Origin of the sequence: Mesorhizobium sp. M2A.F.Ca.ET.042.01.1.1 (assembly GCF_003997405.1) — a bacterium.
Classification (GTDB): Bacteria; Pseudomonadota; Alphaproteobacteria; order Rhizobiales; family Rhizobiaceae; genus Mesorhizobium.
Genome location: NZ_RZRX01000208.1, coordinates 1 through 11,595, shown reverse-complemented (window position 1 = coordinate 11,595; position 11,595 = coordinate 1). Strand labels below are relative to the sequence as shown.

General features: G+C 64.3%; 14 protein-coding genes. 5 read left to right on the top strand and 9 right to left on the bottom strand.

Translation table 11 applies throughout. From position 1 onward, the window contains the following. The 5 genes from EOA23_RS25620 to EOA23_RS25600 form a co-directional block, all read right to left on the bottom strand. The coding region (locus EOA23_RS25620; protein WP_145966482.1) for an ABC transporter substrate-binding protein at positions 1-311 on the bottom strand (311 nt) is incomplete at its 3' end. A gap of 82 nt (positions 312-393) precedes the next feature. After that, positions 394-666, bottom strand: a complete 273-nt coding sequence (locus EOA23_RS25615; protein WP_027024197.1) for a hypothetical protein — start codon at positions 664-666, stop codon at positions 394-396. A 90-nt stretch (positions 667-756) separates the two neighbouring features. Beyond that, positions 757-2,301, bottom strand: coding sequence for an HD domain-containing phosphohydrolase (locus EOA23_RS25610; RefSeq protein WP_245474348.1), 1,545 nt, complete (start codon positions 2,299-2,301; stop codon positions 757-759). A 471-nt stretch (positions 2,302-2,772) separates the two neighbouring features. Then, the gene (gene msuE / locus EOA23_RS25605) at positions 2,773-3,336 is read right to left on the bottom strand and encodes an FMN reductase (protein WP_127306191.1); all 564 of its coding nucleotides are present in this window, start codon (positions 3,334-3,336) and stop codon (positions 2,773-2,775) included. 222 nt (positions 3,337-3,558) lie between these two features. Further along, on the bottom strand, positions 3,559-4,935 hold the full coding sequence (locus tag EOA23_RS25600; RefSeq protein WP_127306193.1) for an aspartate aminotransferase family protein: 1,377 nt from the start codon (positions 4,933-4,935) through the stop codon (positions 3,559-3,561). Between the two features lie 195 nt (positions 4,936-5,130). Between EOA23_RS25600 and EOA23_RS25595 the strand changes: the two genes are divergently transcribed. Then, positions 5,131-6,252, top strand: a complete 1,122-nt coding sequence (locus tag EOA23_RS25595; protein WP_127306190.1) for an NAD(P)/FAD-dependent oxidoreductase — start codon at positions 5,131-5,133, stop codon at positions 6,250-6,252. A gap of 35 nt (positions 6,253-6,287) precedes the next feature. Here EOA23_RS25595 and EOA23_RS25590 read toward each other — a convergent pair whose 3' ends face one another. Beyond that, positions 6,288-6,494 carry a KTSC domain-containing protein gene (locus EOA23_RS25590; RefSeq protein ID WP_127306189.1) on the bottom strand — a complete coding sequence of 69 codons (207 nt, stop codon included), beginning with the start codon at positions 6,492-6,494 and terminating at the stop codon, positions 6,288-6,290. Between the two features lie 99 nt (positions 6,495-6,593). On the opposite strand from EOA23_RS25590, the gene EOA23_RS25585 reads away from it, so the two are divergent. The 3 genes from EOA23_RS25585 (at position 6,594) to EOA23_RS25575 (ending at position 8,943) form a co-directional block, all read left to right on the top strand. Beyond that, positions 6,594-7,205 carry an alpha-ketoglutarate-dependent dioxygenase AlkB gene (locus EOA23_RS25585; protein WP_127306188.1) on the top strand — a complete coding sequence of 204 codons (612 nt, stop codon included), beginning with the start codon at positions 6,594-6,596 and terminating at the stop codon, positions 7,203-7,205. Positions 7,206-7,288: 83 nt separating this feature from the next. Further along, complete coding sequence (locus EOA23_RS25580; protein WP_127306187.1) at positions 7,289-7,693, top strand: hypothetical protein; 405 nt, start codon at positions 7,289-7,291, stop codon at positions 7,691-7,693. 59 nt (positions 7,694-7,752) lie between these two features. Then, positions 7,753-8,943, top strand: coding sequence for an NADH-quinone oxidoreductase subunit D (locus EOA23_RS25575; protein ID WP_127306186.1), 1,191 nt, complete (start codon positions 7,753-7,755; stop codon positions 8,941-8,943). 82 nt (positions 8,944-9,025) lie between these two features. Here the strand turns inward: EOA23_RS25575 and EOA23_RS25570 are convergent, their stop codons facing one another. Then, entirely contained in the window at positions 9,026-9,460 is a 435-nt protein-coding gene (locus EOA23_RS25570; protein ID WP_042639475.1) for a hypothetical protein, read from the bottom strand. Between the two features lie 301 nt (positions 9,461-9,761). Here EOA23_RS25570 and EOA23_RS25565 point away from each other — a divergent pair, with 301 nt between their 5' ends. Beyond that, positions 9,762-9,944, top strand: coding sequence for a hypothetical protein (locus EOA23_RS25565; protein ID WP_126064437.1), 183 nt, complete (start codon positions 9,762-9,764; stop codon positions 9,942-9,944). Positions 9,945-9,986: 42 nt separating this feature from the next. Here the strand turns inward: EOA23_RS25565 and EOA23_RS25560 are convergent, their stop codons facing one another. Together EOA23_RS25560 and EOA23_RS25555 are read right to left on the bottom strand one after the other, a co-directional pair. Beyond that, a complete protein-coding gene (locus EOA23_RS25560) occupies positions 9,987-10,778 on the bottom strand; it encodes an SIS domain-containing protein (protein ID WP_126064436.1) in 792 nt (263 codons plus the stop codon). A 22-nt stretch (positions 10,779-10,800) separates the two neighbouring features. Next, positions 10,801-11,595 (bottom strand): GntR family transcriptional regulator (locus tag EOA23_RS25555; protein ID WP_348628583.1); only part of this gene is annotated, 795 nt, incomplete at its 5' end.

Here is an 11,595-nt window from a genome sequence, read left to right as displayed (position 1 = left end):
GTATAGATGTAGCGCGTCCTGCCCCGCGTGACCGCCTCGCTTTTGATCGCGAGGCGGGTCGAACTGTAGATGCCGCCGACGATCACATCGACCTTGTCGACGTCGACCAGCTTCGCGGCCTTTGCCTTGGCGACACTGTCAATAGTCTCGCCATCCTCGATGACGAGTTCCACCGGCCGGCCGAGGAGGCCGCCTTTGGCATTGATATCGTCGACGAGCATCATGGTGAGGTTCGCGTTTGCGATGCCCATGAAAGACAATGGGCCTGTCAGTTCGGCGATGAGGCCGATCTTGATGGGTTTCGGATCCATTTGAAATCTCCGATTACCGGTTTCATGTTCTGGATTTTGCCGGAGGCGCCGCCCCGACGGCAGGCGACGCGCGGCGTGGACCTCAGGCCTCGTAGTGCCCGAGCAGCAGTGCTGCCTGCGGCTTGCCGACATGGCCGGCTTCCTGAAGGATCGCCGGCACCTCCGGATCCGACACGAAATTCTTCCAGCCCTCGGCGTCCCAATCGAAGATCGCCCAGACGCGGTCCGGTTCGCTCGGGTCGCGGAACACGGTTGCGCCGTTCGAGCCGTGAAGCCGGCGCTTGTCGGCGCCCTTGGTTGAAAAGATGCGGATAAAGTGGTCGACGTCCGCCACCTTGGTCGTTGCGAGAAGCATCGGATTTCCTCCTGTCGGTCGCGGCCACCATTGGTCCGTCGACAGGAGCACGATGCGCGCCTTGCAGCGGGCGCACATGGGGTGAATTCCCTATGCCGGCATTTCGCCCGGCCGGACAAGGCCATGCTCGACCGCGTAGAGCGCGGCTGCGCCACGGGTGCCCACGCCGATCTTGGCGTAGACCGCCTGGATGTGATGGTCCGCGGTCTTGGGCGAGATATCCAGCTTCCGAGCCACTTGCTTCGCGGTAAGCCCAGCGGCGATCAGGCGCAGCACCTCGATTTCGCGCGGCGTCATGCCGGCCACCGCCCGCGGCAAGGCCCGGCGCGACTGCTGCCCGGCGAATGACAACACGGCTTCGGCAGCGTCGGGGCAGATACAGCCGTCACGAACAGCCGCGCGCAGCTGTGCCGCCGCCGCCTCGCTGGACAGCGCCTTGCGGTGCGGACGTTCCTCGCGTGACGTCTGGAAGGCTTCGGCAGCGGCCAATATCCTCGCCGCCGGGGAGAGGTCGGAGCCGCCGACCTTGCGGTGATATCCCGAACCATCCAGGCGTTCGTGATGACGCAACACGAGCGCGCCCATCGCATCGCCGTCATGGCCGAAGGAAGCCAGCGCCCGCTCGCCGTAATAGGCATGCAGTTGCGCGGCGTCGCGCTCGCGCACCGATAGCGGGCCGTTGCGCATCCAAGTCGCCACAGGCACTACGAGCTCTCCGATGTCATGGATGCAGCCCGACCAGCGCAGCGCGCGGACATCGGCGGCGGGCAGACCGATCCTTGCTCCAGCACCGGCGGCCAGCTCCGACACCATCCGCGAATGGCCCTGCGTGAATGGCATGCGCATGTCGATCATGTCGGCGATGGCGAGGAACGCCTCGTCGCAAGCCCCTTCGTCCAGCGTCACCGGCGGATCCGGCTCCAGCGCCAGGATGGTCTCGCGGTCGACCGTGGCGCCGATACCCTTCATCAGCATCGCCGCATTGGCGGAAACGAGCCGCGCCAGATCGGCCTCGTATGGGCCGTCGGCACGACTGGCAATGGTCTCGGCCATCCCGTCGATGCCGACGGCATCGCTGAGCGCAATCGCATCCTGCGCCAGCGTGATCAGGCGCACGGCGGGCAGGACCTCCTCGCCACTCAGTCCACGCGGCAGGCCCTTGCCGTCCCAGCGCTCGTAGATCTGTCCGAGATTGCGCCGGATCTCGTCGGAGAGACCAAGGCGTTCGCCGATCCGCTGCGCCACCTCGCAATGGGCTGTCAGAACCGGGCGCGCCACGGCGAGCGCCTGCGACATCGCGGCCTCGATCGCCCTGGCCTGCGCGTCAGGCGCGAGATCATAATAGAACCGCTTGAAAGCCTGCACGAAGACCCTGCCCAGTTCCGCACGGTTACCCATGTCGAGACCGACAAGGTCCTGGCGAAGCGCGATTTCGTCGCCGAAGAGACCCGAGAGAAGGTCGGTGTCCGCGTTGCAGCCGACATAACGCAGCATGGACTGGTGATAGGCATTGCGCCGAACCTGCTCCGAAACGCCAGCAAGCTCGGCGATCCGCATTGCCAGCACGCAGGATTTCAGCGCGAAGTCGCGGGAATGGCCTGTCGCGAGATCCGAGGCATAGGCGAGGACCATCATGAAGTCTGCTCGGCGTATCGAGACTTCTGTCATCGCACACCCTCAGCCAGGTTATGCCAACTCGGCGCACCAAATCGTCAAATGTCGACAGTGTCTCAGCTTGAAATTTCCCGACGTGGACAAACCAGCCTTGACTAAACCTCTTATACCAGCAAGTCCTAATGTAGGTAAGCGTTTGATTTCCTCGCGGATATCAGCCGCTTCCGACTATGGCGATGGAACTAACTCGTGATCGCATCGAACTGGTCGGGGATATAGATCTGTGCTCGTGCGAGCCCTGTCCAAGGAGCGTCTCGCAGTATTGCAACCGGCAATGTTAGCCGTCCAATTTCGCCCGCCATCTCGGGTGCGCTTGAAACGGCGCGATAATCGTATCGCCTGCCGGCTGGCCCGATGGCGTATCGGCCATGCCCTCACTCCTTGGGACATGCCCTCACTCGTCGGGAAACGTCGCGCTGCCAGAGGCCTCGGCTATTCGGCCGCGACCCGCTGACCGCCCGCGCGGCGCAACAGCGCATAACCCGCCTCCTCGACCGCCTGCGCGGAGCGTTTGCGGATCGCTTCGGACACGAGAACGCCATCGGCGAAATCCTTGTCCGTCGCATAAACCCCCGTCGGCAAAGCAAGCGCCTCGAAGAATCCGAACAGCGGCCGAAGCTGGTGCTCGATGATCAGCGCGTGCCGTTCACCGCCGCCGGTGGCAAGCAGCAGCACCGGCTTGCCCCTGAGCGCGGCTGGGTCGAGCAGGTCGAAGAAGTGCTTGAAAAGGCCCGTATAGCTGCCCTTGTAGGTCGGTGATCCGACCACCAGCACATCGGCGTTGACGACCTTGTCGAGGACGTCGCGGCCCTCCTGATCGAGATCGCGCGCCCATTTGGCGCTGCCGAGCGAGGCGCCGACATCCTCGATGTCATAGGTGCTCGCGGACAGATTGTTGCGGACGGCGATATCCCTGACGACATGCTCGACGAAGCCGCGCGTCTTCGAGGGCCGGGTGAAATTTCCGGAGAAACCGACAACGGTTGGATTGGGCATGCTGCGGCACTTTCTCGGTATGTCGACGACCAGAGTCCAATGTCTACAATTTTTATGGACTCCGACCCGTCTTAGAAGGAACCGTCGACCCTTGGAGGGCTCGCCACCGAACAATTTTTCCATGGATCGAACAGATTATGGATACCGACAGCGAGAGGCCCATAAACACTTTGCCGATCAGCGAGGGAAAAGGCGCCAGGACATCGGGCGCCGATCGTCTCTTCAGCCCTGCGGATGAACCTGCGGCAGGGCGGCGGCGAGCGATCGCTCGAACGCATCGACCACCATGTCGATCTGGGTCTCGGTGATGATCAGCGGCGGACAGAAGGCGATGGCATCGCCCATGTTGCGCGAGATGACGCCATTCTGCTGCAGGAAGCCGTTGACCAGCGCGCCGAGCGCCGCCGGCTTGCCCCAGGGCGCCTTCGTCGCCTTGTCGGCGACGAGCTCGACGGCGGCGATGAGGCCGACGCCGCGCACCTCGCCCACCAGCGGATGCGAGGCAAGCTTGCGCAGCCTTGCCTGCAGATGCGCGCCGACCTTGCGCGCATTGCCGACAAGGTCGCGCTCCTCGATCAGCTTGATGTTCTCCAGCGCGACCGCCGCGGCGACCGGATGACCACCGCCGGTGAAGCCATGACCGAAAGTGCCGATGCGGTTGCTCTCGTCGGCGATCGGCTCGAACACCTTGTCGTTGATGAGCAGCGCCGAGATCGGCAGGTAGGAGGAGGAAATCTGCTTCGACAGCACCATGATGTCCGGCTTGATGCCGAAGGTCTGCGAGCCGAACAACTCGCCGGTGCGGCCGAAACCGCAGATCACCTCGTCGGCTACCAGCAGGATGTCATACTTCGACAGCACCGCCTGGATCTTCTCCCAGTAGCCGGCAGGCGGGACGACGACGCCGCCGGCACCCATGATCGGCTCGCCGATGAAGGCTGCAATCGTTTCAGGCCCCTCGGCGAGGATGAGCTTTTCCAGCTCGTCGGCGAGCCGGGCGGAGAACTGTTCCTCGCTTTCGCCGGGCTCCGCGTCGCGCCAGTGATGCGGCGTCGACGTGTGCAGGATGTTGGCGATCGGAAGATCGAAGGAGAGATGGTTGTTGGGCAGGCCGGTCAGGCTCGCCGAGGCGATGGTGACGCCATGATAGCCGCGCTTGCGGCTGATGATCTTCTTGCGCGCCGGCTCTCCCAGCGCGTTCGAGCGGTACCAGATCATCTTGATCGCGGTATCGTTGGCCTCGGAACCGGAATTGGTGAAATAGGCCTTGCTCATCGGCACCGGCGCCATCTGCACCAGCTTCTCGGCCAGGTCGATCAGCGGCGAATGCGCCTTCGAGCCGAAGTCGTGGTAAAAGGGCAGCTTCGACATCTGTCTCGTCGCGGCTTCGACCAGCCGCTTTTCCGAGAAACCGACGGCAACGCTCCACAAGCCCGCCATCGCCTCGATGTAGCGATTGCCGGCAATGTCCTCGACATAGACGCCGTCGCCCTTTTCGATGACCAGCGGACCGGTTTCCTGGTGCTTGCGCGCGTTGGTGTAGCCATGCATGTGGTAGCGGATATCGCGGGCTTCAGGGGAATTCGGTCGGGGGTCCATCATGGTGGGGTCCTGTCTGGGGGTCCAAAGCGGAAATAGAACGGGATTCCTCGTTGAGAAATCCGAAAGTTCCGCGTTGCATTGTCACGGCTGATGCCTCATCGCGAAGGCTGATCGCAAGAGCCGCGAAGCCAGGATCGATAGCGCCAACAATCCGCGACCGTCGCGGAACTAATGGCGCAGTTGGGTTGGAGCATGGAACAAGTCGATTGCATCGTCGCCGGCGCAGGCGTGATTGGTCTGGCGGTCGCGCGCGCATTGGCCGCCAAAGGTCTCGACACGCTGATCCTCGAGGCCGCGGATGCCATCGGCACCGAGACGAGCTCGCGCAATTCGGAAGTCATCCACGCCGGGATCTATTATCCGCGAGGGTCGCTGAAGGCCCGGCTCTGCGTCGCTGGCCGCGGCATGCTGTACCGATACTGTGCGGAACGCGCGATCCCGCATCGCCACGCAGGCAAGCTGATCGTCGCGACCGACGAGGCCCAGGACCCCGTGCTTGCCACGATCCAGGCTGGCGCCGCTGCCTGCGGCGTCAACGATTTGCGCTTCGTCTCCGCCGCCGAAGCGCAAGCCCTGGAGCCGGCGCTTCACTGCACCATGGCGCTGCTTTCACCGTCGACTGGCATCATCGACAGCCACGCGCTCATGCTCGGCCTGCTCGGCGACGCCGAGAATTACGGCGCAACGCTGTCGCTCAACACCCGCATCGTCTCGGGCCGCGTCGAGCCGGGCAGGATCGTGGTGCGGACGATGGACGCGGCTAGCGGCGAGCAGTTCGAGATCGCCGCACCGCGCCTTATCAACGCGGCCGGCCTGGGCGCCGTCGCCCTGGCAGGCTCGCTCGAAGGGTTTGATCGGCAATTCCTGCCGACGCTTCGCTACGCCAAGGGCAATTATTTCTCGGTTGCCGGGCGCGCGCCCTTTTCACATCTTATCTATCCTGTGCCTGAGCCCGGCGGGCTCGGCGTCCATCTCACGCTCGATCTTGCGGGCGCCGCCCGCTTCGGACCGGACGTCGAGTGGACGGACACGATCGACTATCGCGTCGATCCGGCGCGCGGCGAGCGCTTCTATGCCGCGATCCGCAAATATTGGCCCGATCTGCCCGATGGCAGCCTGCAGGCGGCCTATAGCGGCATCCGGCCGAAGCTCTCCGGCCCAGGCGACGCCAACAGCGATTTCGTCATCCAGGATGCCGCAACGCATGGCGTCGACGGCCTCGTCAATTTGTTCGGCATCGAAAGCCCCGGCCTGACTGCCAGCCTGGCGATCGCCGAGCACGTGATGGGCATCGTCGCGCCCACGACCGGCTGACGGCGCCGCGGCGTCAAGATGCGGCGCCCTCGCACTCAATGCCGGCGCCCACGTCCAACGAGGCGGTATCTGAAGCGATCGCGCACGAACTCGTTGAAGAATTGGCCTTTTGAGAAAGCTGCCTTGTAGATCTCGGGTTCCACATCCTCATAGTCGTAGCGGTCGCCGCTCGGAACGAACCACACCGAAAGGACTCGCCGCGACGGATCATAGTGAATGTTCTGGATTGCGGTGGAAGGCATGGCCGGCATCCTGCTTCCATCCTAACCCTTCACGCATCTCCAGGTTCCGCGAGCCGGGAGCGGCCTTGCACAAGCGCTCCGACCGCCTATCTGAGCCGCATGTCATCAGCCAAACGCCCGACCAAAGAGAGCGCCCGCCAGGGCGATCTCTTTGGTGCGCCCGCGGTGCCCGCAAGCCTGCCCGAAGGCTTCTCCTACCAGCCTGAACTGATCACCCGTGACGAAGAGCACGAACTGGTCCGCCATTTCCGTGGCCTGCCTTTCAAACCGTTCGATTTTCACGGCCATCTAGCCAACAGGCAGGTCGTCGGCTTCGGCCTGCGCTATGACTATGAGCGCCGCCAGGTGCTCGAAGCGCCGCCCATTCCGGATTTCCTGCTGCCGCTGCGCGCCAAGGTCGCCGAATTCGCGGGCGTCGCGGCGAGCGAATTCGCGCAGGTGCTGATCAACGAATATCGCCCGGGCGCCGGCATAGGCTGGCATCGGGACAAGCCGCATTTCGAGCTGGTCGCCGGCGTTTCCCTGCTGGCGCCCTGCAGCTTCCGGCTGCGCCGCAAGAGCGGCGCGGCATGGGACCGTGAGACGATCGACGTCGAGCCCAGGTCGGTCTATCTCATGGCCGGCCCGTCGCGAAACGAGTGGGAACACTCCATCCCGCCTGTCGCGCAACACCGCTACTCCGTCACCTTCCGGACGATGCGCGTCTCTTAAGCGGCCGCTGTCACGACTTTACGGGAACTATCACCCGGCCCCGGGGGTTGTGTCGTCAGATTTCGAGATCGAAAGGAAAGACGATGCGCACCTTGACGATGGTCCTGACGCTGTCGGCAATGGCATTGGCGCAGCCCGCTTCTGCTCAACGCGCCGATCCGCAGCCGCCGCAAGCCCCGCCTCCTGCCCAGGAGCCCATCCCGGGCCAGCCGCAGTCCGGCCAGCCTGGCCAGGACGATGCCGCCCAGAACGTCACCAACATCGTCGTGGTGGCGATGGAGGACCTGCCTTCGGAAGTGAAGGCGCAGGCGGAGGCCATAGTCACCAGGACGACGGCCAAGGAGCTGGCCAAGCTGCAGAACTCGGTCGATGCCTCGCCCGAGGCGACGTCGGTCCTGCATGCGAACGGGCTGAATTCCTCGCAGGTCGTCGCAGCCAACATCGACGGTGACGGCACGCTGACGCTGATCATCCAGACGACGGCCTGACCGGCCAGCAGCCAAGCGACCGCGTCCCGCCTTCGATCCTCACTCTTGCGGAGGTCGCCATGACCGAAGCCGCAGTCCGCAACTTCACCCTGAATTTCGGGCCGCAGCACCCGTCCGCGCATGGCGTGCTGCGGCTGGTGCTGGAATTGGACGGCGAGATCGTCGACCGCGCCGACCCGCATATCGGCCTGCTCCATCGCGGCACCGAGAAGCTGATCGAATACAAGAACTACCTGCAGGCCCTGCCCTATTTCGACCGGCTCGACTATGTCGCGCCGATGAACCAGGAGCATGCCTTCTGCCTTGCCGCCGAAAAGCTTCTGGAACTATCGGTTCCGCGGCGCGGGCAACTGATCCGCGTATTGTTCTGCGAGATCGGGCGGCTGCTGTCGCATCTTCTCAACGTCACCACGCAGGCCATGGATATCGGCGCTTTGACCCCGCCCCTCTGGGGCTTCGCCGAGCGCGAGAAGCTGATGGTTTTCTATGAACGCGCATCCGGCGCCCGCATGCACGCCAATTATTTCCGCGTCGGCGGCGTGCACCAGGATCTGCCGGAAGAACTGCTCGACGACATCTGGAATTTCTGCGATCCGTTCCTGAAGGTCTGCGACAATCTCGAAGGCCTGCTCACCGACAACCGCATCTTCAAGCAGCGCAATGTCGATGTCGGCGCGATCTCGCTCGATGACGCATGGGCCCTGGGTTTCTCCGGGCCCATGGTGCGCGGCTCGGGCGCCGCCTGGGACCTGCGCAAGGCGCAGCCCTATGAATGCTATCCCGAGATGGAGTTCGATATCCCGGTCGGCAAGAACGGCGACTGCTACGACCGCTATCTGGTACGCATGGAAGAGATGCGCCAGTCGGTGCGCATCATGCGGCAGTGCCTGGAGAAGCTGCGCTCAGCCGATGGCCAGGGCCCGGTCGCGGTGGCCAATCAGAAGATCACGCCGCCGCCGCGCGCCACCATGAAGCGCTCCATGGAAGCGACCATCCATCATTTCAAGCTTTATACCGAAGGCCACCGCGTGCCGCGTGGCGAGGTCTACGCCGCGGTTGAGGCGCCGAAGGGCGAGTTCGGCGTCTATCTCGTCTCCGACGGCGGCAACATTCCCTACCGCTGCAAGATACGGGCGCCATCCTTCGCCCATCTGCAGGCGATGGATTTCCTGTCGCGCGGGCACATGGTGGCGGATGTCGCGGCGATCATCGGTTCGCTCGACATCGTCTTCGGCGAGATCGACCGCTAACGCAAGGAAGGCGGAGAACTCGCCAGGTCTCCGTTACTCCTATCAAGATCTCGAACCAACGCCCCGGTGCGTAGGTGCACGCCTAGTGCATGAACACAGCTCTCAGCCACGCAAAGATGCCTGCACCCGGAGAGACCGCCGCGCGCACGCGCGACGCCGCCCAGCGCGCCGGCATGTTGGCGCCGACATGGCAATGGCAGACAACCTCATGCAGTTGCCAGTCGCTCATCTCGAAGAAGCGCTTGGCTTCGCCATACGTGTCATCCTGCAGGCCCTGCGCACGGAAGATCGGGTCTTCGAATGCGACGGTGATCGCCGATCCGTCGGTGCGCATTCTTTCACGCACGTCGGGTGGAGCGTATTCGGTGCCCGCCAACGCCGTCAGGCGGCGGCTGGGGCTTTGTTCGAGAAGTTGCGCCCAGCGCTCAAGGCGCTGGCCCCGGTTGGCGATGAGAGCCGGTGCTTCGGCGTGAACGTCGGCAACGGCGTTGATTTGGTCAAGGGTTTGGTGCTTCACGGCCGTCTCCTGTATCGACAGATGATCACCCGCCCACACTGGGAACTAAGGCGCCGCCCAACGCCGGCAAGGGCCGAAACGGACCCGCGAAATCATTTGATCGTCACCTGTCGCCATTTGCCGGCGCGATCGTGTGGGAACCATCCGCCGGCGCGGCCGTTCTGCCAGCTTGCGCCGCCGATCGCTCCTGACGAAACCGTCTGAATACGGCGATCGCCTCTTCATTTTCAGGTCGGGCAGGACATCCCGCTTGTCGGGATCGCGCAGAGCCTGCCAAGGCGCCGAGCGGAAGGAAAAAGCGATGGCCATTCTCCCCAATCCGGACCCGTCTCCAACGCCGGCGCCCACGCCTCCGCCCATCCCGGAACCCAAGCCGATGCGCGAGCCGGATCCGGATCGGCTTCCCGATGAGGCGCCGATCCCCAATCCCGATGAGAATGACGCGCCGCCCAAGCATTCCACGCCCAGCCGGCGCGAGTATTGACACCGTTGCGGGACGCGCGCCGAACGCACCTCCCGAGGATCGTCATTCGCCGCGCATCGTCGCCTGGAAGGTCGGCAGGTGCTTCTTCTGCGCTTCGATCATACGCTCGCGGTAGACGCCGTAGATGACGTCCGTGTCGTGCAGCGTCACGCCCGCGATGGTCGGCGAGGCGAAGACCGGCAGCTCGATGCCGCGCTTCGACAATTGCTCGGCCGTGCGCGCCAAGAGCTCATGCGCCATGATCATCGCCAGCACCGTCGACGATCCCGCCACCGGTCGGGTCCAACCTTCGATCGGCACCACCGCGTCCTCGATCGGCGAGCAGGTGTCGATGACGAGGTCGGCGGCATCCGCCAGCCTTTTGCCGGAGGAATGCGTGGCCGGCTTGTCGAGATTGTTCTTGCTGGTGACGGCAACGACGAAGATGCCGCGCTTCTTGGCATAAAGCGCGGTGTCGATGCCTGACGAATTGCGGCCGCTATGACCGAAGATGATGATGGAATCGCCCTTGTTCAGCGGCTGATGGTCCAAGAACTTCTCGGCATATTTTTCGGTCCGCTCCAGCCACAACAGCTCGCGCACGCCGCCGGCGCCGAGCACGTTGTGCCACATCACCCGAGGGTCGGTCAGCGGATTGAAGCCGACGAAGCTGCCGTAGCGCGGGAACATCTCCTGCGCCGGCAGCACCGAATGGCCCGAGCCGTAGAGATGCACCAGCCCGCCATTTTCCAGCGTGTCGGCGAAACGGCTCGCAGCCTGGCCGAAGGCTTCGGCATTCGCCTTTGAAGCCTGTTCGAGAAGAGCGGTGAGGCGTGGGATATAGAGGTCGGACACTTTGGTACTCCTGTTGATCGTGTCAGCTTCTGGTGTTCGGGAGGCGGCCGGCGCGCAGCGTCGAGCGGATCTCGTAGCGGTCGCCGCGCATGACCGAGACGGTGAATTCGAACGGACCGCGTTCGTCGATGGTGATGCGTTCGACCACGAAGGCTGGACTGCCCGCTGGAAGCTCGAGCAGCTCGGCGTCAGCCGCGCTGACGGCGCCGACGCGGTAGTTCTCGCGCGCCTCGACCGGCACGATGCCGTATTGCCGCTCCAGCGCCTCGTAGAGTGAGCCCTTGAGCAGGCCGGCATCGAGGAAGCCCGGTACGCGCACGGCCGCCAGTTGCGCCGTTTGGATGCCGATCGGCTCGTTGTTGCCGAGCCGCAGCCGCCTGATCCGCACGATGGGATCGCCCTCCTCGATCTCCAGCGCGCCGGCCGCCGCCGCATTGGCCGTCGTCAGGCTGCAGTCGAGCAGGCGCGAGCCGGCGACCACGCCGATATTGCCCATCTCCTGCGTGAAGGAAGTGAGCTCGCGCGTGCCTGCAACCAGCGTAGCCGAGCGCACGAAAGTGCCCCGTCCGTGCTCGCGCCTGAGCAGCCCACCTTCCTCCAGATTGCGCAACGCGTGGCGCAGGGTGATGCGGCTGACGCCGAACAGCGCGCAGAGCCGGTCCTCGGCCGGGATCTGGTCGCCGGTCGCCCACTCGCCGCTCTTGACGATGGCGCGGATCGCCTCCTCGACCTGGTACCAGAGCGGCTCCGGCCGCCTGCGGTCCGGCTGCTGAAAGCTCGCTTCGCTCATCGTGTCTGCCTCCACCCGCTTCCCGCC